The following is a 22436-nucleotide window of genomic DNA, read 5'->3' on the forward strand; positions in this document are numbered from 1 at the left end:
AAATTAAGCACATTTCTTACCTTTAAGCTTTCAAATAAAGTCGGATATTAATGGAAGAAGTAAAAAAAGTAACGCTTGATGGTATACATCATTCTTTAGGCGCCAAGATGATCCCTTTTGCAGGGTATGACATGCCTGTTAGGTATAGTTCCGATATGGAGGAACACAAAACCGTTCGTGAAAATGTTGGTGTTTTTGATGTATCTCATATGGGTGAATTTATCGTAGAGGGACCCAATGCCCTTGACCTAATTCAAAAAGTTTCTTCCAACGATGCGGCTACACTCAAAATTGGCCAGGCGCAATATACTTGCTTCCCCAACCTTCAAGGAGGAGTAGTAGATGATTTTTTGACCTATAAACTGGATGAAGAACGCTACATGCTTGTAGTAAATGCATCCAATATCGATAAAGATTGGGAATGGATACAGCAACACAATACGCAAAATGCAAAGCTGGAAAACATATCTGATCAAACCTGCCTATTTGCCATTCAAGGACCAAACGCTATCAAGGCCATTCAATCCTTAACCTCCATTTCACTAAAAGACATTCCATTTTATCATTTTGAGACCGGAACTTTTGCGGGAGTAGAAGATGTAATTGTCTCCGCTACTGGCTACACCGGTGAGCTGGGTTTTGAATTGTACATTAAAAATGAAGCGGCCAAAGAAGTATGGGAAGCTATTTTTGAGGCTGGAAGCAAACTGGACATCAAACCTATAGGGCTTGGAGCCAGAGATACACTTCGCCTGGAAATGGGCTACTGCCTTTATGGTCACGAACTTAACGACGAAACCTCACCATTAGAAGCCGGATTAGGCTGGATCACCAAATTCACCAAGGACTTCATCAACCATGAGGGTTTAAAAAAGCAAAAAGAAGAGGGGATCAAAAAAAAGCTAGTAGGCTTCAAACTTTTGGAAAGGGGAATTCCAAGAGCACATTATCCTATTGTTAATGCAGAGGGCAAGGTTATCGGTGAAGTTACTTCTGGAAGTCAATCTCCCAGCATGGGAATTGGTATTGGTTTAGGATATGTAGACATAGAATATGCCAAACCTGGAAATGAAATTGGTATTGAAATAAGGAAAAAAAGAATTCCTGCCAAAATTGAAAAACTACCCCTGCTTAAAAAATGAAAACCATAGAAACCTGTATCAGTCCTGACTTGTTGGACCTGCACGAGTTAGCGAACAAAACAGTAATCGTTGTTGATATTTTCAGAGCCAGTTCTACCATGGTAACAGCCCTTTCAAATGGGGTGAATGTAATTGTACCTGTTAAAGACCTGGACCAGTGCAAAGCTTACAAAAAAGAGGGGTGGCTTATCGCCGGTGAACGCAATGGCAAACAAGCCGAAGGTTTTGATTTAGGGAATAGCCCATTGGCTTATTTGAACCGAGCATTTGCCGGTGAAAATGTAGCCATGACAACCACAAATGGCACTAGAGCAATTTCTTTGGCTAAGGAACAGGCCGCTGAGGTGCTCATTGGCTCATTTTTAAACCTTCAGGCCACCATAGACTATTTGCAAGCTTCTACAAATGATGTTTTGGTCTTGTGTGCAGGTTGGAAAGGTAAATTTAACCTGGAGGATTCTTTGTATGCCGGGGCATTGTCCTGGTCATTGGGCTGGAAACATGAATGTGATGCGACCCTGGCAATGGAATACATCTATGAACAGGTAAATGGAGAGTTGCGGGCATATCTTCAAAAAGCCTCTCACGCAAAAAGATTGCAAAATCACGACCTGGAAAAAGACATCGATTTTTGCCTGGAACTAAACCAGTTTAATTCCGTCGTCTTTCTATCCGAGGAAGGTCTAAAAATTAAAGGTTCTATTTAAACCGGAAATTACCTCTTAGAAAAGGTTTTTTTAGACTAAAATGACTCACATAAAAATAACATTCACCAACCAACCGGTTTCTAATTGTTTTCCAGGATTGATTTAAGTCTATGAAGTCCCTCGGAAAAATCTTTGCCAACCATTTCATCCATATCCATCATCAATAACATGGTATTCATTGGATAGTCCATGTGACCTTCAAATCCCCAGATAACTTTGGTTTGATTTTCATTAACTTCTTCAAATTCAATATACGCTTTATCAGAAGCCTCAAAGGGTTCCTTAAACCTTAAGGCGTAGTCAATCCTTTTACCTTTATCAATCGCCAATATTTCTTGTTCACCTACTCCCACATTTGGATCTTTACTGTTCCAGGCTGAAACAAACCCAACCTCTCCATCCACACCATTAAAATTTTTTTTCATTGTGGGATCCCTAAGTGCCCAACTTGAGAAGTGCTCCTGGTTTTTGAGAAGCTTAACATATTCGAAGACCTCTTCCTTGGGTTGGTCAATGGTTACTTCCCTTACTACGGAATAATCCTGGTCAATAAATATCCCTGCTATAAAAGGGATAGACACCAATATTAAAACAATGGCAAGAACTATTTTAAGAATCTTCATGATTTGGGCGAATTATAGAAGGACAGAATAAATAATCGGATTAAAATTTATTAATGATTTAATTTAACAATTGTCAAACAATTATCAAAACAAATCGATAATAAGCAACAGCCCTATCTAACTATTTTCAAACCTTATTTAATGGTTCTTGTAACTTCTCCACAGTCCACCATGGATTTTCCAAAATAGGGATTCTCCACTTTTTCTTCCAGGCTCAACCAATCTGCCCCCCTGTTCGTGTCAGCCATAGGGCAATGTTGCACAAATAGTGGTTTAGGAAAAGGCTGAAATTTCTCTGCCATTCCAATCATCTCATCGGAAATCGACAGGAAGGACCTGCGAACTTCTTCCAAAGACTTATAGGAACCTAACTCTTCAAGGGAAGCCGATAAGCTTTTCTGGTATTTCATCCACTCCAAGTGGGCATCCCCTTCGAAGGCTTTCATGTCAACATTGGATAAATAGGCAAGCATTTCCTTAGATTGTGATATTGAAAGCTTTAAATCATCCTGAGTCAGTGCATTTTTTAATTTCAAATAATACTCAAAAACAGGGATCAACTCTTCTTTAGCAGCTTGGGTTAGCATATTCTTTTTTAAACCAACTTTTTGGCTTACCCTTGTCAATTCTATGCCTCCGTGGTTATGCCCCGTCATTGCTGCCCCACCATCAGGACTCATCATACTTGGTTTGCCTGCCAACTGTGCAGCTGCATCAATACTGAAGGTTCCGTTTACTGCGATTTCGTCTCCTGACTGAAGACCTGATTCGACAAGGTATTCAGCTCCCAAAGCTGAGCCAAGGGTGACCTCACGCAATTGAAAGGATACATTTTGAGCAGTAGCATTTTTTACATATACTACAGACCGAGTTCCTGTCCACATTACGGCAGTCTTTGGAACAACTATTGACTCATCGGCGCCAGCAATAGTGCTTTTGACAATTCCCGAAACAAACATTTCAGGCTTAAATTTTAGATCAGGATTAGCCACGCTTATCCTGGCAGAAGCTACTCTGGTGGCTGGATCGATAATAGGATCCAAGTAATCTATTTTCCCTGTAAACGTTTTTCCTGGTATGGATTGAACAGTATAACTTACTTCATCTCCTGTTTTTACCCAAGGAATTTCAGATTCATAGACATCAAACAACACCCAAACCTTAGATAAATTGGACACCTCATATATGGCTTGCCCCATAGTAAGGTGATCTCCCAAATTGGCGAATTTTTGAGAAACAAAACCAGACACATTTGCTTTGATAGGGAAATTTTTAATAACCTCTCCGGTAGTCAGAATCTTTTGGACCTGTGCTTCTGACACCTTCCAGTTTTTAAGCTTTGCCACGGAGGCATTAAAAAGGGCTGGCTGTTCTTCTTTTATTTTATTTGCTTGGAGAAGTTCTTCCTGACTGGTCACAAGTTGTGGGGAATATACCAAGGCGATGGTCTGGCCCTTGGCAATATACTCTCCTGTAAAATTCACCATCAATTGTTCAATTCTCCCTGGAATATGGCTAGCTTGTGTAAACAATAACCGCTCATCAACTTGAATTTCCCCATTCAATCTTATGGTTTTATCCGCATTGCCAGTACTTACGGTCATCGTCTGCACACCGGCAAGTTGAAGTGCCGTGGGAGACATTGTGATTGACATTGGGCCAGCTTCTACAGCTTCGTTTTCCAAAGGAATTAAGTCCATCCCACAAATAGGACAGTCACCAGGTTCATTTTGACGAATCTGGGGATGCATGGAACAAGTATAGATGGAAGAAACCCCAGCAATGGATGCTTCTTCATGCGCATGTTCTGATGATTGCTCAATAGTATTTTCCGATGGCTTAATCAACCAGCCTATCAACACACCCACAATCAATGTGATGGCAATCAAAATGTATTTATTGTTAATTGACTTTTTCATATTTCATTAGGTATGGCTTTGTTCCTGTATGGATTATACTTTTTCTTTTTAATTAAATCCCCTATAGTTCTCTACTCTGACTCCTCAAGTCGCTTGATCATTGCCTTCATTTGAGCAATTTCTTTCTTTTGGGCTTCAATGATATCCTTTGCCAATTGCTGTGCTTCTGGATCTTTCAGATGCGCTTTTTGGCTTACCATGATGGCGGAAGAGTGATGAGGGATCATGGCTTTCATCCACTGTACATCAGCGATCAAAGTTTGGTTTCTGAGCATGGTCAGGGTAGCTATAAATAAAATGACAGCAGTCCCGAGAATCGTAAAATTGACCTTCTTATTCTCATACATTCCCCACATAAAGAGTAGCATGGATACTGCCATTGGCGCTACCATTAATATTGTCATGTAGGTCCTGGTAGTACTTAGCATGACATGTTCAAAGAGATCTGCATTTAAAAACATTACGGCATACATGATGACAAATGAAACAGCCATCATTGCGGAGAACTTTAGATAATTCTTGCTTTTCATATTAGTAAGATTTAGCGGTTAAATAATTAAGTTGTGTCTCAGCAGTGTAGTAGGCTACAGAGGCTTTAATCTTCATTTTTCGGTACTCCAACAATTGCTGCTGAAGGCGTAATACTTCTTCAAAATCTTGTCCTGAATTGGCATAGGAACTGTACAGCAATTCAAGTGTTTGTTCAATCGTTTGAACCTGCTGGTCATAGGAAGAAATAAGATCCAGCTGAATTTCCATTGCTATCTTAAACCTATAAAAGGAGCCATAAAGCTGATTGGAAACATCTGTCATTTCCGCTTGATAGGATTCCGAGAGAAGCTCAGCTTCTTTTTTTGACGCCTTGTATTTGCCTCTAAAAATGGGAATACTCATCGTAACAGTGGGCATAAAAACATTTTTGCCATTGTTTGCTGTCACCAGGTCTTTTCCACTCTCCAAAATCACATATTCCACTCCTGCACCAAGTTTTGGCAAGCCTTGTTTGGTAGCCAGTTTTTGATTGAGGTCGCTTGCCTGAATTTTTAGCTCCAAACTTTCCAATAATGGGTTGTTCTGCAGGGAATCAATTAATACTTCACTTGGGGTATTTGGGATGATCAGCTTTTCTTCCAGTTCAATTGGTGAATCATTAACTCTTCCAAGCAAAGCATTTAGCCAGGCATTAGCCGATTGAATCTTTTTATTTAGCACTTCAAGATTGGTCTTGGCACTGATGCTCATGATGTCTACCCGAAGTGCATCAGCCAGTGATCCACTACCATTTTCAAATTTCGAAGTAGCAATGGATTTGTAAGTCGTAAGAATTTGAAGGTTTTCTTTTTCTATTTCAATCAGCTCATTCGTTTCTAATAATGGATAATACACTGCCGAAACCTGACTGTAAAGCTTATTTCGGGCATCCAGAAATTCCTGGTATTTTACTTCAGCCAGAACGGTAGCCACATCTCCCTGGAGGCGCAAGGTCCCGAACCATGGAAACATCTGGGTCAATGAAAAGCGCATCAGTTGCGGACCATTCCTTGTTTCTACTGGCGAAATAAAATAGCCAAAAGAAAGGTTAGGGTCAGCAAGTGAATTGGCTTGCGGGATTTTTTGCATTGCCGCCTCAAATGCTTTGTATTTTGCTTTCAGCCCAGGGTTGTTTTGGGCAGCAATCACATAATAGTCTTCTAAAGTCTGTCCTATAGCAGAAAAAACCAGAACCAACACGAGCGTTATAGATAATGCTAAGGCTTTCATTTTATAGCTTTTTTAAGTTTTCGTTCTTCTCGAATTGAATACAACACGGGTACAATAAAATAGGTAATGGCAGCTACTATCATGCCTCCAAAGGCAGGAATCGCCATGGGAATCATAATGTCTGATCCTCTTCCTGAGGAGGTCAGAATCGGCAGCAAAGCGATGATCGTGGTGGCCGAAGTCATGATTGCTGGTTTGATTCGGCGCTGTCCTGCTTCCACGATTGCATTCCTTACCCCTTTGAGACTATCTGTTTTGTTTCTTGCAAAACTCTGATCTAAATAAGTCGCCATAAGCACACCATCATCCGTTGCTATGCCAAACAAAGCGATGAAACCCACCCAGACAGCAACACTTAAATTAATGGTATGTATTTGAAAAAGGTCCCGGAAATTTGTCCCAAAAAGGCTAAAGTCGCCAAACCAGATTTGACCATAAAACCATAAAGCGATAAAACCTCCGCTAAATGCCATAGCAATTCCTGTAAAGACCATTAGCGAAGTAGTTATGGACCTGAATTGGAAATAGAGAATCAGGAAGATGATCAATAGCACTAGTGGTACGATGACAGCCAGCCTTTTTTCTGCACGCACTTGATTTTCATAACTGCCAGAAAATTTGAATGAAACCCCAGCGGGTACTTCCAGCTCACCAGATTCAATTTTAATTTGAATCAAATTGCGAGCATCCTCTACGACAGTAACTTCTGAGAAACCCTCCCTTTTATCAAAAAGCACATAACCTACCAGGAATGTCTCTTCACTTTTGATCGCCTGAGGCCCTCTTAAATATTCAAAATCTACGATTTGACCCAGCTGGATTTGAGCCCCCGTAGGAGTAGGAATTAACAGCTTACCCAATGACTCTGGATCATCACGAAGCTCTCTAGGATAGCGAACACGAACAGGAAAGCGTTCTCTCCCTTCTACAGTAGTAGTGATTTTCATACCACCAATTGCCGTCTCAATGATGGTTTGGACATCCTCAATACTCAGCCCATGTCTTGCTATTTGCTCTCGGTTGATGTTAAGGTGCAAGTAAGGCTTGCCCACGATTCTATCCGCAAATACTGCTTCGGTTTTCACCGAAGGCACCTGCTTGAGTATATTTTCTACCTGAATGCCAAAATCCTCAATGGTCTGCAAATCGGGACCATACACCTTCATCCCCATGGGAGCCCGCATACCCGTCTGCAACATTACTAGTCGGGTTTCTATGGGCTGCAATTTTGGAGCAGAAGTAATCCCAGGAATTTTTGTGACGGCTACTATTTCATTCCAGATATCATCCGGAGAATGGATGTGCTCCCGCCAATTTCTAAAATACATTCCATTTTCATCTGGAATAAACTGAGAAGCTGAAATCCCCTCTGCAAGCGCATCTGTATTGGATAGGCTATCGCCGGAGGATAATATAAAACGGTTGTCATTGTCAACCTTGAATCGCTGTCGATGCCCTTTTTTATTTAATAAGTATTCCGGTTTGTAATTGATCACATTCTCATACATAGAGATTGGAGCAGGGTCTAGTGCCGATTCAACTCTCCCAAGCTTTCCTACACTTAGTTCAACTTCTGGAATACTACTAATGCGCATATCCAATTGCCCAAGGACTTTACGGTTAAATGCTATTCCAGAATGTGGCATGGCAGTTGGCATCAGCAAAAAGCTCCCTTCATTTAGGGAAGGCATAAATTCCTTCTGCATTCCGGGAAAAGTGTGCGCTAATCCTGACCAAACATTGGATTCCTGAATATTCCAGCCTAGCCCATTGCTAGCTTTTCGAATAGGGCTAAAGGTGCTATTGAAGCCTATCCAAATCATAGTTCCAAACAGGATAATTAAAGCTGGAACAGCTAAAAATGCTACTTTGTGGTCAAGGCACCAGGTCAGTACTTTCTTGTAGTTGTATTCTAAAAGAATAAAAGTACCTAAAATAAGACTGACCAATAAGGCAACAAAAACAAAGTTGAGCAAGAGTGATTTAGTAGCCCCCAAAGGCAGCCAATAACCCGCCAGAAGCCATAACACACCAGCGATAACTACGATAATTTCCAGGTTAGTATAGATAGGTTTAAGCCTATCAGAAATGATGAGGTCCCTATGCGTTACATATTCTCTCAGTAGTGCAATCCCTGCAAGTAAAATGAGTAGGCTTCCTGCCCAAATAAAACCCATAAAAAGAGCAACTATCCCTGCCAAAACAAGCAGTAGATTACCAACTCTTCTGTATCTTGGCTTACTTATTTTAAAGCCGAAAAATGTGTGCGCAATGCTGGGAAGAATCAGTAAGGAAACGATTAATGCAGCGATCAAGGCAAAAGTCTTGGTGTAAGCCAAAGGCCCAAAAAGCTTCCCTTCAGCAGCCTGCATGGTAAACACAGGAATAAAGCTTACTATAGTTGTTGAAACAGCGGTAAGAATAGCACCGGCTACTTCTGTGGATCCATTATAGATCGTCGTAACTAATTTCTGACCTGGTGGCGCTTCGTCTACATGCTTGATGATGTTTTCAGAAAGTATAATCCCTAAATCCACCATCGTACCTATGGCTATGGCTATGCCTGAAAGTGCTACGATATTGGCGTCAACACCAAAATAGCGCATGGCTATAAATACCATCAGAATGGAAATTGGCAACAAACTGGCAATCAGAACCGATGCCCTCAGGTTGTACACCATTACTATGACGACAAGAATGGTAATTAATATTTCCAAAGAAAGCGCTTCTTCAAGGGTGCCCAAAGTTTCTTGAATCAAGGTAGACCTGTCATAAAAAGGGACAATGGTCAGTTGGCTGACCCTTCCATCTGCCAATGTTTTCCGAGGTAATCCAGAAGCTATTTCGTTAATTTTATCTTTTACCTGATTGATGACTTTCAATGGATTTGAACCATACCTGGCTACGACCACTCCCCCTACTACTTCTGCTCCTCCTTTATCCAGGAGTCCTCTTCTGGTCGCCGGCCCCAATTGAACCACTGCGATGTCTTTGATGCGAATTGGGACATTGTCCTGCACGGCGACTACAGCAAGTTCAATGTCGGCTATGGATTTTATATAGCCAAGGCCTCGGACCAAGTACTCAGCTTGATTAATTTCAATGGTTTTAGCCCCTACATCTCTGTTGGATTGCTTTACTGCCAGCATCACCTTGGTCAAGGGGATATTGTAAGCTTTTAATGCATCTGGATTTACATCTACCTGATATTCCTGAACAAATCCGCCTATGGAAGCTACTTCGGAAACACCTTCCACAGCATTTAATCCGTATTTGACATAAAAATCCTGGACTGTTCTGATTTCATGTAGGTCCCAACCGCCTGTGGCATTCCCTTCCTGGTCCCGCCCTTCTATTGTATACCAATACACTTGACCAAGTGCGGTAGCATCAGGCCCTAAACCAGGTTGGACTTCAGCTGGAAGCAGATCGGCTGGAAGTGAATTGAGCTTTTCCAGGATTCGCGAGCGCGACCAATAAAACTCCGTGTCTTCATTGAAAATAATATAGATACTAGAAAACCCGAAGATGGATGAGCTCCTAATGGATTTGACCCCGGGTATACCAAGTAGATAGGTTGTAAGTGGGTAGGAGATTTGATCTTCTATGTCCTGAGGCGATCTTCCCGGCCATTGAGTGAACACAATTTGTTGGTTTTCCCCTATGTCGGGAATGGCATCCACTGGAACAGGATCGGACGGTAAAGAGCCAAATTGCCAGCCAAATGGCGCAGTAACAATCCCCCACATTACTATCACCAAAATAAGGAGAACAGTAACAAGTTTGTTTTCAAGGAAAAACTTGATGATTGAATTAAGCATGATTTAATCCTAAATAAAGAAATACTAGATAATGACTGCCATTTTAAAAAACAGCAGAAAAACAGGTCAATAGCTGACCGGATTATCTAATCGGATTAAATAAGGAAAGTTTGGTACAAGACAGTATAGTCCTGTGAATGTATTGGAGGAGGGTCAAAAGAAAAAGAGGTGATGGGTGTCAACATCAAAGCCTGGCCAAATAGAAAAGCTTGAGTGAAGGCCGCAATGAAAACCATTTGCGGGGCACTGACATTAACAACATTAAGGTTTTGATCAACCTCCAATTGAATCAATTCAAATTGATTCTGACAACATTGATCCTTGCTTTCCTTCTGTTCATTTTCTGAAAGTGGGCTATGCTTTTGGGTATCCATATCGCATTCCAAATGCATAGCAGACAAACCAAAACCTTTCATCATTTCAAAACCCATACAGATATGACTGCTTTTTGCCAGGCCTATGCTGGAAAAAAGAAAAAATGCTGCGATCAATATGGACAATGATTTCTTCAACAATACAAAGGTATACATTAAAAAAGTATATATCAAATAAGGAATCTCAGATCAATATTTACTGATTCCCCTTACCTTCTATAATATAATTGAAATAATCGCCTCCCTCTATAGGGGTCAGGTGATCCAAAGTCCCCAAATGAAGGTATACCCAAGCAGATAGGATCACCCCATCCACCGATTCAATGTCTAATTTTATTCGTTCGTATGTTACCCCTGTTTCCAGCTTCTCACCTACGCCTTCGTATTCATCCAATATCGTCAATACCTCTTGTTCATTGTGTAGTAAATAGACATCCCCAAAAACAGCTTCTTCTAAAACTGAGGTATAAGTAAATACAGGATAGGGACCTAAATCATACAACTGGCCTTTACATGTGCCACTTGTAAAAAGTTCACCAGAGCGCTCCAATAACTCAGCCATTGGATGTCCAAACCCCTTCCTTAAGGTACCATAAACAAATAAATACGACAATCTCAGTAAAATTTACTTTTGATGGCGATTGATCAAAACTTCCATTACTTCATCCAATTCGTAGGATTTTGCTTCCAGCAATACCAAGTAATGATACAATAAATCTGCTGCCTCACCCATGAACAATTCTTTGTTATCATCTTTGGCTTCGATCACAATTTCCACTGCTTCCTCCCCTACTTTCTGCGCCACTTTATTGATACCCGCATTGAATAGAGAAGTGGTATAGGATTTGTCTGAAGGGTTGTTTTTCCTGTCCTTAATTACCTTTCTTAACTGATCAATAAAATGGGTTTTCCCTTTATTGTCGTGTGCAAAGCAGGTATCATTCCCTGTATGACAAACTGGACCTATTGGGTTTACAGTAATCAAAAGCGTATCCTGGTCACAGTCTACTTCAATGTTTTTAATCATTAAAAAATTACCTGAAGTTTCTCCTTTTGTCCACAAACTGCCTTTGGTCCTACTAAAAAAAGTAACCTTTCCACTTTTCACAGATTCATCGATGGCCTCTTGGTTCATATAGCCCATCATCAATACTTCTTTTGTAAACTCATCCTGGATAATGGCCGGTACCAGACCATTTACTTTTTCAAAATCTATCTTAATATTTTCCATTCTATTTATTGCTCAAGTAATTATAGTAAAATCAAAATTGAGGAAGATTTATGACTTCATCCTTATATTGACTCCTTGTGTGTCGAGATATTTTTTTAATACAGGTATTGGTATTTCTTTGAAATGAAAAATACTGGCAGCCAAGGCAGCATCTGCTTTTCCAGCAGTAAACACTTCTTGAAAATGTTGCATGGTTCCTGCTCCTCCTGAAGCGATAACAGGAATGGGGAGAATGGATGACAATTCAGAGGTAATGCCATTTGCAAAACCATTTTTCACCCCATCGTGGTCCATTGAAGTAAGTAAAATCTCTCCCGCTCCTCTTTCTGCAACCTCTGCTGCCCATTCCTGAGTTTTCAACAAGGTGGGTCTTCTTCCCCCATGGGTATGTACAAAATCAATCCCATCAATATTTTTGGTATCAATGGCAACAACTATACATTGACTCCCAAACTCTCTTGCAAGTTCGTTTATTGCGGAAGGATTTCTTACTGCAGCAGAATTAATGCTTATTTTATCTGCTCCAGCATTAAGCAAGGCCTTTACATCGTCAATCGTAGAAATTCCACCACCTACAGTAAAAGGTATGTTCACGGTTTTTGCCACCTTGGTAACCAATTCAACCAAGGTCTTCCGCTTCTCTACCGTTGCGGTGATGTCTAAAAACACCAACTCGTCAGCCCCTTCGTCCGCATATATTTTGCCCAATTCTACCGGGTCACCAGCATCCCTCAGCTCTACAAAATTTACTCCTTTAACCGTTCGTCCATCTTTTATATCCAGACAAGGTATTATTCTTTTTGTCAACATATTAATTTCGTGTAAAGCTACTTAACTCCTCCAGGCTTATTCTTCCTTCATAAAAGGCTTTCCCCACAATGGTACCATAAACCCCAGCTGCTTCGAGTTCTTCCAAATCCTTTACGGAAGCTACTCCCCCACTTGCAATCAGCTTAACCCCAGGGATCTCCTTCATGATTTCCTTGTAAAGCTCCAATGATGGCCCTTGTAGCAATCCATCTTTCGCCACGTCGGTACATATAACGTATTGGACGCCTTTGGAATGGTAATCTTTAATGAAATCTATCAGGTCCATTTCGGTCGTTTCTTCCCAACCTGAAATAGCAATTTTTCTATCTTTGGCATCTGCTCCTAAAATCAATTTCTCTCCTCCGTAAGATTTGAGCCATCCTGTGAACAAATCAGGGTTTTTCACTGCTATGCTTCCACCTGTCACCTGTTTCGCACCTAATTTAAAAGCCAAGGCAATGTCCTCATCCGATTGCACCCCTCCTCCAAAATCTACATGTAAGTTGGTCGCTTCACAAATCCTCTCCAACACCTTGGTATTGATGATCTTCTTGGCTTTGGCCCCATCCAGGTCTACCAGGTGTAATCTTTTAATACCTGCATCTTCAAACCTTTTGGCTACCTCGGTAGGGTCTGATGAGTATTCCTTTTTTTGGCTGTAATCTCCTTGGGTAAGGCGTACACAATTACCTCCTATGATATCTATTGCTGGAATGATTTCCATTATAATTTCAGAAAATTGTTAAGAATTTTTTCACCTACCACACTGCTTTTTTCAGGATGTCCCTGCATCGCATAAAAGTTATCTTTATGCAACATAGCAGAGAAATCATTGATATAATGAGTAGTCGCTATCGTATATTTTGGGTCTACTTCCGCATAATAACTGTGCACATAATACACATAAGCCGATTCATCCAAACCCTCCAAAAGTGGCGTTTTCAAGTTCTCAAGATTGTTCCAGCCAATATGTGGTACCTTCTCCAAAGGGGGGAATTTCTTTACATTTATAGGGAAAATACCCAAGCAGTCTGTTTCGTACTCTTCAGTGTGCTCACATAACAACTGTAGCCCAAGACAAATTCCAAAAAAAGGTTGCGTTAGCTCTTTTATCAATTGATCAAGTTTCCTTTCTTTCAAATACTTCATCGCAGTACTGGCTTCTCCCTGACCTGGAAATATCACCTTATCTGCTTTTTTTATCGTTTCCCAGTCATCCGTTAAGGTCGCATTGACTCCTAAACGCTCCATGGCATACAATACAGATTTTACATTCCCTGCATTGTACTTAATTACTGCTACTTCCATTGGTATCGGCCTTGGCCGCGTTAATCATTTTCATTTTAAGCAACTGCTAATTTAAAGCTTTTCATGGTAGGGTGGAAGATTTAGCCTCGAAATATACAATAGCTATACAAATAGCTGTCAAAACCAGTCCTAAAATAGCCTCCCACTTAGGGCTTTCAACTTAATTAATGGCTAACAAAGTGATAAAAAATTAATTATAATTAAGTGAGAAGATCCGAAAGGTAGGCAGCAACTAGAAAATATTGATTTGTGGTAAAAATATAATGATACCCTATTCCAACTAAATCACTTAAATTTAGCCTTAAATTTCCGGAAGATTAATTGATCCACGTTAAGCTTTGAAACATAAAATCGCCAGAATTATTTCCAGGATAGGTCATCCTATTTGTTTGTTACTGACTTTTTTGGTCTACTTTCTTTTCAGTATTCATAATCCAGCAAAAGCCTTCTGGACCCTTGCCATAATCGTTTCATTAGGGATTTTACCCCTTATAGGCTGGAATCTATACCGTACCCGGAAAGGTTTGTATTCAAACTTTGATGTTTCTATCAGGAGCCAACGTTCCTCCATGTACCGCTTTATCCTGGTATTGGCCGTAATTGTAATGGCCGCTTTGTGGTTTAGCCATCAGCCATCCAATGTACTTATAGGAAGCTTGATACTGATCCAACTGCTGCTACTAGCTTTTTTCCTTAACCATAAAATCAAAATCTCCTTACACGTTGCCATCGCTGTTTATACTGGCTTTGGACTTTGGGGGATCAACAAAGAATTTTCCATGATCATTTGGGCTGTTACTCCTTTGATTGGCTGGTCAAGGTGGTACCTTGGAAGGCACCTGCCAGTGGAATTGTTTTGGGGTTTTGTGCTGGGAATGATTTGTGGTATAGAAATTTTATACTTTACATAACCGATATCAATCTTTACTGTAGACATCAAATTTCCCTGCAATATCCGCTTCCAGGTGATCTCCCTGGTGTACGATTACCCTGTATTTGAGGTTGACTGATTCTCCTTTTTTCAATTGTGTTCCTTTTTGCTCATCTTCCGGCCAATACATTGGTGTAGGAGATATGAACCCATAATCTCTGGTAAACCATGGTGAAGGATACCAGTCGTTAGAAGGGTGTTGCAAGACGGCCAAACCTTCTTTACCCTTTCCGCGATTTCCATAAAAATCTATCCAGGAAGAAGGCTTACCAAAGGTTTCTTTTTCTCCTCGATCACCTTCAGCGTTAATCATCGTTCCTCCATTGAGCACATTCAGGTCCTGATCCATTCGCGCACTAAACAAGGAATGGTTCGTCTTCTCAATGGTGACATCCTCAAGCATTTCCATTTTCACATCAAAATCAATTTGATAAGCTCCATCAGGAGTAGAAGAAATGGTTATTGTTCGAAAATCTTTAATCGGGGCTGATGCTCCCGGTCTTGTCCAAATGCATTCATTAAGTATGGTTAATTCGCTTTCACTACTTTGCTCAATTTCCGCCCTCAGGGTTACAATTTGACCTCGGTCCAATCCCTCCTGCCAATAATTACCGCCATTAACCTTATCACAACCAAAGAACAAGGAACTGTGATGTGGATAAATTCCATTTCGCATACTCGTAACCAAGGCTCCCGAGGGGCCATTCAAGGGAAAGAAAAAGGGGTATTTCTCATTTTTCGCAAAATGATAGCTGGTGAAAAATTGACCATCAATAATGACATCTATCCGATCACCAATTTTTTGGGCAGAAATTTTCTGTGCCATAACAGGTAATTGCAGCAATAATACAATACATATTAATAAGGAAGTTATTCTTTTCATGATTAGCTATTCTGGTGATACACTAAAGTAAGAATAATCGGGGATTCAAAAAATATAGGCGAAATCTTCTGCAAAAATAAATCCTTGGCCAAGTAATTTGCCCATTGACTTTTAGAAATTTCACCATTAACATTAGATCCAAACGAAAATACTAAAATCCTTAATACGCTATAGCGGTTCTACAATAAATAGCGGTTTAAGGCCTATCAAGGCATTACCAAAAAGGGTGAATAGTGACAGCTATTGGATCAACAGTGTTGAAAACATAAGCGGGAATTTATTGAAAGAAAAGAGCAATTGATTAAGGATGAATGCGTAATAGGGCAACTTAACAAATCCAAGGTGAAAAAATGAAGACATGCCTTGCCAATCTGCCCTTGCTACACCATCTGAAGAATCTAACCATAAAACAAGGTCAACTATTTATCATTAATCTGACAATAGTAAATTGACGCTTAATAAATAAAACGCAAGGCCTTTAGAAACCCCATAATATACTAAAATAGGCTAAATTGGCGCCGAATGGAAAAACTAAAGCAGGGAAACTTAACAACTTAATAATAAGAAAAACCCATAGATCACTAGTAATCAATTATTTTTCACCGACAAATCCCAGAGAATAAAATAAATTTCCAATAAATGCAGACCTATTTTGTCAACACCTAAATTAAAGGGCTATTAAAACCAACTATGCTTAATAAGCAATTCCTTATCAGTGGCTCTATCAAAGTATAAAATCTTATACAATTAATCCGAAACTCCTTTTATTACTTTAGGACTGAGGTAATAGGTGGAATCCAACTTATATTCATCAGGGTTATCAACCCTGAACCATTGATAGCCAGTGCGTTTACCATCATGCTCATTAAAGATAAACATCACTTCGTTCCCCGTTTTTTTAAAGACCTTTGCTTCTGGCACAAGAACTGGGTAGCTGGTAGAACATGCAACACATAGTAATAACAATAAAATGAAGATTGGTAGTTTGTTCATGTAGGTATTATTGAAATAGTTGAAAAGGAATTAATTTGGTTACAAAATTCCCGACAAGATCATTTAGCGCAGTATTATTGCTAAACTACGCCATCATCTATTTTCATAGAGCTTAATTGGTAGTAACTCAACCGTATATAAGATCCGCCAAATTAATATAGGGTTGGACGAATCTTTATGGTCTCAAGGAAACCCGATTGAAAGTTGGTGTATTCCATTTTTAGGGATTCGAAATACGTTTTCAAAGATATGAAAATTACCTTAACAAAATAGTTTTTACTCAAAACATTTCAATAAAAATGTTTAATTTAAATTGAATATAATTTATTTATAATTTTGAATTGAATCATATTAACAAAAATATATTTAAATAAATAAATTAGTATTTATAAAAATATAATCATGCAAAGTTCAATATTTTCCTATAAATTATTATAATTAATTGTATTTCTTTACATAATAATTTCCTAATTATTGAAAACCTTCCTTCTAAAGACAAGAATAGTGATTTAAATAAGGTTATATTAGGTGATACCCTGGTCTTATAATAATTGGCAATAACTATGTGCATTAAATAAGACGCGTTATAAAAACCATAGGCTATGATTACCTATCAAATTAAATAAGTAGGATTGATAGTTCACTTTAGCTTTTAGGTATAAATCCATCAATAAATAGAAGCTGGAAAGTCACTCCTTGAAGTGATGGCCTATGGATCTTGCAGGAACAAGCGGGTTATAAAGTTGTTTTTTCTGCCAAAACTATTCACCCCAAAGGCTTAACCAGAGATGCGTACTCGAACCGAATCATTTTTTTTCACGCTACTTTGATGCCTTACTGGATAATAGAAATTTTAATCATTGTTTCACAAAAACGATGATTAACTGATAGTTAGAATGTGATAAATTTCTTTATTGCCTGTATCTAAAAAGTACTTCAGCTAGATTTAGCTCCAATTCAAAAAAGTAAGTATCAACTTGGGACGCTACAAAGTCAAAATTGACTATTTAATCAAAAAACAATTTTAAAAGGAGATAAAAATCAAGTAATTTTAAGTAGAATAAACTTCAAAAAAAATAACATGATAAAATCTAAATTATTATTGTGCGGAATATTGGTTTTCAGTTTCTTAAGCACATTAAATATGGCATGTGCCCAGGATGATAAACAGTTGACTGGGCGTTGGGACCTCACTGTAGACATGGATGGCAAACCAGCTCCTTCCTGGCTAGAAGTGAAACTCTCAGGAATAAGGACATTGGTTGGTTATTATGTGGCACACAATGGTAGTGCAAGACCTATTTCAAAGGTGAACTTTGAAAATGGAAAAGTAAGCTTTGCTATACCTCCTCAATGGGACGATTCCGATCAAGACTTGGTATTTAATGGACAGCTAATTGGCGGAAAACTATCCGGAACAATCACCCAAAGCACTGGTGAAAAGCATTCCTTTACCGGTGTTAAAGCACCATCATTGGTAAGAGAAAAAGCGCCAAAATGGGGTAAAACAATAGAACTATTTAACGGAAAAAACCTGGATGGCTGGCATGTAGATGGTGCCAAAAATCAATGGGAAGTCATTGATGGGATATTGACTTCAAAAGCTGCTGGATCCAATCTTATTTCTGACCAGAAATTTGAAGATTTCAAACTTAGCGCAGAAATCCGTTATCCTAAAGGAAGCAACAGTGGCATTTACCTTAGGGGGCGGTATGAAGTCCAAATCGAAGACAATCCAGGCACTCCTCCATCATCAATTTATTTCGGTGGGGTTTATGGATTCCTAACACCAAATGAAATGGCCGTAAAGTCTGCAGGAGAATGGCAGACATTTGAAATCACCTTGATTGGGAGAAGGGTAAGCATTGTGGCAAACGGAAAAGCCATTATTACTGACCAAATCATTCCAGGTATCACGGGTGGAGCCATTGACAGCAATGAAGGCGAACCAGGCGCTTTTATGATCCAGGGTGACCATGGAGCGGTAGAGTTTAGAAAATTTGAAGTAACTCCTGCTAAATAGCTATTGAAATAACCCAAAAGATAGGTAAGCTCCAAAAGCCACCCCTCTTTTGGGTTATACAAGCGAGTAATTGTATTCCCATTTAAACCTGGAAACCTTGGTATTGATATCAGTTTCTTTTAATGAATAGAAAAATGAAACGTAGAAAATTTATTGGTCTTGGCGCGTTGGCTGGTGTTGCAGCAGGAACAGCACCTTCTTTGGCAACACAAATCCCATTAGACAATTCCCAAACCGAAAAAAGATACCAACAAGGCCAAAGCCCCTGGCCCATTTGCCTGGATACCGCAACCATTAGACCTGCTTCATTAAGGGAAAAAGTTCAAATTGCAGCTAAGGCTGGCTATGATGCCATAGAACCTTGGGATAGAGAACTAGCTGAATTTGAAAAAGAAGGAGGCAACTTAAAAGACTTGGGCAAAGAAATTAAAGACCTTGGCTTGTTTGTGCCAAGTGTTATTGGATTATGGAATGCTTTGCCTCCAACACCAGAAGCATTTAAAGAATCCTTAAAAGACACCCGAAATAGAATGCGCATGGCTGCTGACATCCAATCGCAGCACGTCCAAACCATCCCCAATACAGTAGGTGAAAATTATGATCAAAAATACGTATCCCAGAGATACCGGGAACTAATAGAGATCGGAATTAATGAGTTTGGTATTAATCCGGCCTTGGTTTTCGTGAAATTTTTCCCTCTTAAAACTTTGGGGCAAGCAGCAGGCGTGGCCTTGGATGCCAATCATCCAAAAGCGATGATCATTCCCGACACGTTTCATATGCATATCAGTGAAGGTGGGTTTGAAGGGCTTAAATTTCTAAACGGAGACCTTATTGCCATCTTCCAATTTGCAGATGCTCCAGCTAGTCCTGATGTTACTGCATTAGGAGACAAACACAGGGTATATCCAGGTGACGGGATTTTGCCTTTACCGGAAATATTAAAAACCTTAAAGTCAACAGGCTATAAAGGATGTGTATCCCTGGAATTATACAACCCAGAATATTGGAAACAGGACTTACAAGAAGTCGCCATTACAGGCTTAAGAAAAACAATGGAAGTGATTAATAAAGCAGGGGTGTAATTGTATGATTCTATTTACAGCAGATAATAAATTCAAAATAACTGTTTTCCCCTTTACCTCTGCTCCAATCCTTGGTAAAAACCAGGTGTAGGTTGCAGCTACACCTTTCTATTCTAGGGACGTACTTTCCCTATTAAAAATATCTTGGTTAAATCTACTTAATAAAAGTAAGCTATTTTTTTTAGGTAAAATTGATGGCTTAGAGGGGGGGGACTAAGTGAAGGTCATCCGGGAGAATAAACTAAATTATGGATACCCAATCCTTCCTGAGGAAAGACAAGACAGGCTAATACGAATACCATTGCATAATCACCCACCTTGTACTTAGCAAGGATATGCGCTAGGTGTAGATTGCATCTACACCTTTCTATTTTACTAATGTGTTTTTCTGTTAAACACGCTTTAATTATAATCTTTGATTCGGATAAGTCTGGATTTGGCCTGTTTAATAGCACCAAATATAGATTCATAGCTTGGTAGAGGTTGCCTTAATAATAGTGATGCTGGCAGGTAAACCTAGCTTATACAGTAAGTATTGAGCCCTTGTGTGCGCACCGTTTTATGAAAAACTGGAGTATTGTCTAGGTTGATTTACCCAAAAGGGCAAAAAAAAGACCCGCAGTGTTAACTACGGGTCTGTAATAATGAAGGCGGCGACCTACTCTCCCAGGTGTAACCCCAGTACCATCGGCGCGGCAGGGCTTAACTTCTCTGTTCGGGATGGGAAGAGGTGGGTCCCCTGCGCCGGGCCGCCTAAATCTTCGTGATTGCTATCGCTAGCGCTCACTTAATTTCGTTAATTATTACGATATGTCTTAAAGTAAATTGACTTGTCTTGTGGAAAATGCAACGTAGCAAAGGTGTTCAAGTTTTCGGGCTATTAGTACTGCTCGGCTATGTCATTTCTGACTTTACACCTACAGCCTATCAACGTCATCGTCTCTGACGGCCCTGTTTAGAAGTCTCATCTTGGGGCGAGTTTCGCACTTAGATGCTTTCAGCGCTTATCTCTTCCCGACTTAGCTACCCGGCGGTGCAGTTGGCACTACAACCGGTACACCAGCGGTCGGTCCATCCCGGTCCTCTCGTACTAAGGACAGCCCCCCGCAGACTTCTCACGCCCGCAACAGATAGGGACCGAACTGTCTCACGACGTTCTGAACCCAGCTCGCGTGCCACTTTAATGGGCGAACAGCCCAACCCTTGGGACCTTCTCCAGCCCCAGGATGTGACGAGCCGACATCGAGGTGCCAAACCTCCCCGTCGATATGAGCTCTTGGGGGAGATCAGCCTGTTATCCCCAGCGTACCTTTTATCCTTTGAGCGACGGCCCTTCCATACGGTACCGCCGGATCACTATACCCGTGTTTCCACCCTGCTCGGCATGTACGCCTTACAGTCAAGCTCCCTTATGCTATTGCACTCCACGCACGGTTACCAAGCGTGCTGAGGGAACCTTTGGAAGCCTCCGTTACTCTTTTGGAGGCGACCACCCCAGTCAAACTACCCACCAAACAATGTCTCCCTGTTTCAGGGATTAGATACCAGGCACACAGAGGGCCGTATTTCAACGGTGGCTCCTCAACGCCTAGCGACGCCGATTCACAGCCTCCGGCCTATCCTACACACCGTGTACCCGATACCAATGTTAAGTTGCAGTAAAGGTGCATGGGGTCTTTCCGTCCCGTTGCGGGTACGCGGCATCTTCACCGCGACTACAATTTCACCGAGCTCATGGCTGAGACAGTGCCCAGATCGTTACACCATTCGTGCAGGTCGGAACTTACCCGACAAGGAATTTCGCTACCTTAGGACCGTTATAGTTACGGCCGCCGTTTACTGGGGCTTCGGTTCAACGCTTCTCTTACGATAACGTCCCCCCTTAACCTTCCAGCACCGGGCAGGTGTCAGGCCTTATACTTCATCTCTCGATTTCGCAAAGCCATGTGTTTTTGATAAACAGTCGCCTGGGCCTTTTCACTGCGGCCTCTCTCACCGAAGCAAGAGGAGGCGCCCCTTCTCCCGAAGTTACAGGGCCATTTTGCCGAGTTCCTTAGCCATGATTCACTCGAGCACCTTGGGATACTCTCCCCAACCACCTGTGTCGGTTTGCGGTACGGGCGAACATACGCTTAACGCTAGAGGTTTTTCTTGGAAGCTTTTAGGACCACTATCCAATTGTCCGAAGACGCTTGGTACTATCAGGTTCGGCTAAGACTGCGCATTTTACTACAGTCCAAATACCTACACCCTTTAACCCGGTATTCCGTCACCGGGCGGATCTTTCAACACTCCGTCGCCCCATTACCTGTATGTTCGGTATGGGAATATTAACCCATTTTCCATCGGAATCCCCCTTCGGGTTATCCTTAGGTCCCGACTGACCCTGATCCGATTAGCGTTGATCAGGAATCCTTGGTCTTTCGGTGTGGATGTTGTTCCCATCCATTATCGTTACTTATGCCTACATTTGCTTTTCCAGAAACTCCACCGGACATTACCATCCGGATTCACTGTCGCTGGAATGCTCCCCTACCAAAATATAAATACTTTCCTTCGCTTCGGTACCGCACTTGATGCCCGATTATTATCGACGCCCTGCCGCTCGACCAGTGAGCTGTTACGCACTCTTTAAAGGAATAGCTGCTTCCAAGCTAACCTCCTGGCTGTCACTGCAGCTGGACCGCCTTTGTTCAACTTAGCGCGGATTTTGGGACCTTAGCGGTAGGTCTGGGTTCTTTCCCTCTCGGACTTGGACCTTAGCACCCAAGCCCTCACTGCCGGTTCTGTATAATGGCATTCGGAGTTCGTCAGGATTTGGTAGG

The 22436-nt window shown here is 40.8% G+C and carries 18 protein-coding genes and 2 rRNA genes (1 of these 20 only partly in view); 5 read left to right on the plus strand and 15 right to left on the minus strand.

The window, feature by feature from the left end; translation table 11 throughout:
• Positions 1-50 precede the first annotated feature (50 nt).
• Both gcvT and AC0L7T_RS23210 read left to right on the plus strand, forming a co-directional pair.
• Positions 51-1142, plus strand: coding sequence for a glycine cleavage system aminomethyltransferase GcvT (gcvT, locus tag AC0L7T_RS23205; RefSeq protein WP_473338753.1), 1092 nt, complete (start codon positions 51-53; stop codon positions 1140-1142).
• Positions 1139-1849 carry a 2-phosphosulfolactate phosphatase gene (locus tag AC0L7T_RS23210; protein ID WP_473338754.1) on the plus strand — a complete coding sequence of 237 codons (711 nt, stop codon included), beginning with the start codon at positions 1139-1141 and terminating at the stop codon, positions 1847-1849. The genes gcvT and AC0L7T_RS23210 overlap by 4 nt, the downstream gene beginning before the upstream one ends.
• Before the next feature lie 80 nt (positions 1850-1929).
• Here AC0L7T_RS23210 and AC0L7T_RS23215 read toward each other — a convergent pair whose 3' ends face one another.
• The 11 genes from AC0L7T_RS23215 to hisH form a co-directional block, all read right to left on the minus strand.
• The gene (locus tag AC0L7T_RS23215) at positions 1930-2472 is read right to left on the minus strand and encodes an SRPBCC family protein (RefSeq protein ID WP_473338756.1); all 543 of its coding nucleotides are present in this window, start codon (positions 2470-2472) and stop codon (positions 1930-1932) included.
• Positions 2473-2606: 134 nt separating this feature from the next.
• Positions 2607-4391, minus strand: a complete 1785-nt coding sequence (locus tag AC0L7T_RS23220) for an efflux RND transporter periplasmic adaptor subunit (protein WP_473338757.1) — start codon at positions 4389-4391, stop codon at positions 2607-2609.
• Positions 4392-4462: 71 nt separating this feature from the next.
• On the minus strand, positions 4463-4921 hold the full coding sequence (locus AC0L7T_RS23225; protein WP_473338758.1) for a DUF305 domain-containing protein: 459 nt from the start codon (positions 4919-4921) through the stop codon (positions 4463-4465).
• 1 nt (position 4922) lies between these two features.
• A complete protein-coding gene (locus AC0L7T_RS23230; protein WP_473338759.1) occupies positions 4923-6152 on the minus strand; it encodes a TolC family protein in 1230 nt (409 codons plus the stop codon).
• Positions 6149-9973 carry an efflux RND transporter permease subunit gene (locus AC0L7T_RS23235; RefSeq protein ID WP_473338760.1) on the minus strand — a complete coding sequence of 1275 codons (3825 nt, stop codon included), beginning with the start codon at positions 9971-9973 and terminating at the stop codon, positions 6149-6151. The genes AC0L7T_RS23230 and AC0L7T_RS23235 overlap by 4 nt, the downstream gene beginning before the upstream one ends.
• 95 nt (positions 9974-10068) lie before the next feature.
• Positions 10069-10503: an HYC_CC_PP family protein gene (locus AC0L7T_RS23240; RefSeq protein WP_473338761.1), complete on the minus strand. Its 435-nt coding sequence runs from the start codon at positions 10501-10503 to the stop codon at positions 10069-10071.
• Positions 10504-10543: 40 nt separating this feature from the next.
• Positions 10544-10960 (minus strand): gamma-glutamylcyclotransferase family protein, encoded by a 417-nt coding sequence (locus AC0L7T_RS23245; protein ID WP_473338762.1) that lies wholly within the window; start codon positions 10958-10960, stop codon positions 10544-10546.
• 12 nt (positions 10961-10972) lie between these two features.
• The gene (gene hisIE, locus AC0L7T_RS23250) at positions 10973-11578 is read right to left on the minus strand and encodes a bifunctional phosphoribosyl-AMP cyclohydrolase/phosphoribosyl-ATP diphosphatase HisIE (protein ID WP_473338764.1); all 606 of its coding nucleotides are present in this window, start codon (positions 11576-11578) and stop codon (positions 10973-10975) included.
• Positions 11579-11626: 48 nt separating this feature from the next.
• Positions 11627-12388: an imidazole glycerol phosphate synthase subunit HisF gene (hisF, locus tag AC0L7T_RS23255; RefSeq protein ID WP_473338766.1), complete on the minus strand. Its 762-nt coding sequence runs from the start codon at positions 12386-12388 to the stop codon at positions 11627-11629.
• 1 nt (position 12389) lies between these two features.
• The gene (hisA, locus tag AC0L7T_RS23260) at positions 12390-13112 is read right to left on the minus strand and encodes a 1-(5-phosphoribosyl)-5-[(5-phosphoribosylamino)methylideneamino]imidazole-4-carboxamide isomerase (RefSeq protein ID WP_473338767.1); all 723 of its coding nucleotides are present in this window, start codon (positions 13110-13112) and stop codon (positions 12390-12392) included.
• Positions 13112-13696, minus strand: coding sequence for an imidazole glycerol phosphate synthase subunit HisH (gene hisH / locus AC0L7T_RS23265; RefSeq protein WP_473338768.1), 585 nt, complete (start codon positions 13694-13696; stop codon positions 13112-13114). The genes hisA and hisH overlap by 1 nt, the downstream gene beginning before the upstream one ends.
• A gap of 338 nt (positions 13697-14034) precedes the next feature.
• On the opposite strand from hisH, the gene AC0L7T_RS23270 reads away from it, so the two are divergent.
• The gene (locus AC0L7T_RS23270; protein WP_473338769.1) at positions 14035-14607 is read left to right on the plus strand and encodes a phosphatase PAP2 family protein; all 573 of its coding nucleotides are present in this window, start codon (positions 14035-14037) and stop codon (positions 14605-14607) included.
• A 6-nt stretch (positions 14608-14613) separates the two neighbouring features.
• On the opposite strand, the gene AC0L7T_RS23275 is transcribed toward AC0L7T_RS23270, so the two are convergent.
• Both AC0L7T_RS23275 and AC0L7T_RS23280 read right to left on the minus strand, forming a co-directional pair.
• Positions 14614-15510, minus strand: a complete 897-nt coding sequence (locus tag AC0L7T_RS23275; RefSeq protein WP_473338771.1) for a DUF6807 domain-containing protein — start codon at positions 15508-15510, stop codon at positions 14614-14616.
• 747 nt (positions 15511-16257) lie between these two features.
• The gene (locus AC0L7T_RS23280) at positions 16258-16503 is read right to left on the minus strand and encodes a hypothetical protein (RefSeq protein WP_473338773.1); all 246 of its coding nucleotides are present in this window, start codon (positions 16501-16503) and stop codon (positions 16258-16260) included.
• 1081 nt (positions 16504-17584) lie between these two features.
• Here AC0L7T_RS23280 and AC0L7T_RS23285 point away from each other — a divergent pair.
• Entirely contained in the window at positions 17585-18526 is a 942-nt protein-coding gene (locus tag AC0L7T_RS23285; RefSeq protein ID WP_473338774.1) for a 3-keto-disaccharide hydrolase, read from the plus strand.
• 134 nt (positions 18527-18660) lie between these two features.
• Positions 18661-19611, plus strand: a complete 951-nt coding sequence (locus AC0L7T_RS23290) for a sugar phosphate isomerase/epimerase family protein (protein ID WP_473338776.1) — start codon at positions 18661-18663, stop codon at positions 19609-19611.
• A 645-nt stretch (positions 19612-20256) separates the two neighbouring features.
• On the opposite strand, the gene rrf is transcribed toward AC0L7T_RS23290, so the two are convergent.
• Both rrf and AC0L7T_RS23300 read right to left on the minus strand, forming a co-directional pair.
• A 5S ribosomal RNA gene (gene rrf / locus AC0L7T_RS23295) occupies positions 20257-20368 on the minus strand.
• A gap of 103 nt (positions 20369-20471) precedes the next feature.
• Positions 20472-22436 (minus strand): 23S ribosomal RNA (locus AC0L7T_RS23300); it runs 923 nt beyond the window's last position.

It is taken from the genome of Cyclobacterium sp. 10D3-21, from assembly GCF_055809755.1.

Excerpts from the sequence above, each read along its gene's own strand:
- hisA (WP_473338767.1), bottom strand. The coding sequence starts at position 13,112 with ATGGAAATCATTCCAGCAATAGATATCATAGGAGGTAATTGTGTACGC.
- AC0L7T_RS23275 (WP_473338771.1), bottom strand. The coding sequence starts at position 15,510 with ATGAAAAGAATAACTTCCTTATTAATATGTATTGTATTATTGCTGCAA.
- AC0L7T_RS23210 (WP_473338754.1), top strand. The coding sequence starts at position 1,139 with ATGAAAACCATAGAAACCTGTATCAGTCCTGACTTGTTGGACCTGCAC.
- AC0L7T_RS23225 (WP_473338758.1), bottom strand. The coding sequence starts at position 4,921 with ATGAAAAGCAAGAATTATCTAAAGTTCTCCGCAATGATGGCTGTTTCA.
- gcvT (WP_473338753.1), top strand. The coding sequence starts at position 51 with ATGGAAGAAGTAAAAAAAGTAACGCTTGATGGTATACATCATTCTTTA.
- AC0L7T_RS23290 (WP_473338776.1), top strand. The coding sequence starts at position 18,661 with ATGAAACGTAGAAAATTTATTGGTCTTGGCGCGTTGGCTGGTGTTGCA.
- AC0L7T_RS23230 (WP_473338759.1), bottom strand. The coding sequence starts at position 6,152 with ATGAAAGCCTTAGCATTATCTATAACGCTCGTGTTGGTTCTGGTTTTT.
- hisIE (WP_473338764.1), bottom strand. The coding sequence starts at position 11,578 with ATGGAAAATATTAAGATAGATTTTGAAAAAGTAAATGGTCTGGTACCG.
- AC0L7T_RS23220 (WP_473338757.1), bottom strand. The coding sequence starts at position 4,391 with ATGAAAAAGTCAATTAACAATAAATACATTTTGATTGCCATCACATTG.
- AC0L7T_RS23240 (WP_473338761.1), bottom strand. The coding sequence starts at position 10,503 with ATGTATACCTTTGTATTGTTGAAGAAATCATTGTCCATATTGATCGCA.
- AC0L7T_RS23280 (WP_473338773.1), bottom strand. The coding sequence starts at position 16,503 with ATGAACAAACTACCAATCTTCATTTTATTGTTATTACTATGTGTTGCA.
- hisH (WP_473338768.1), bottom strand. The coding sequence starts at position 13,696 with ATGGAAGTAGCAGTAATTAAGTACAATGCAGGGAATGTAAAATCTGTA.
- AC0L7T_RS23215 (WP_473338756.1), bottom strand. The coding sequence starts at position 2,472 with ATGAAGATTCTTAAAATAGTTCTTGCCATTGTTTTAATATTGGTGTCT.
- AC0L7T_RS23285 (WP_473338774.1), top strand. The coding sequence starts at position 17,585 with ATGATAAAATCTAAATTATTATTGTGCGGAATATTGGTTTTCAGTTTC.
- hisF (WP_473338766.1), bottom strand. The coding sequence starts at position 12,388 with ATGTTGACAAAAAGAATAATACCTTGTCTGGATATAAAAGATGGACGA.
- AC0L7T_RS23235 (WP_473338760.1), bottom strand. The coding sequence starts at position 9,973 with ATGCTTAATTCAATCATCAAGTTTTTCCTTGAAAACAAACTTGTTACT.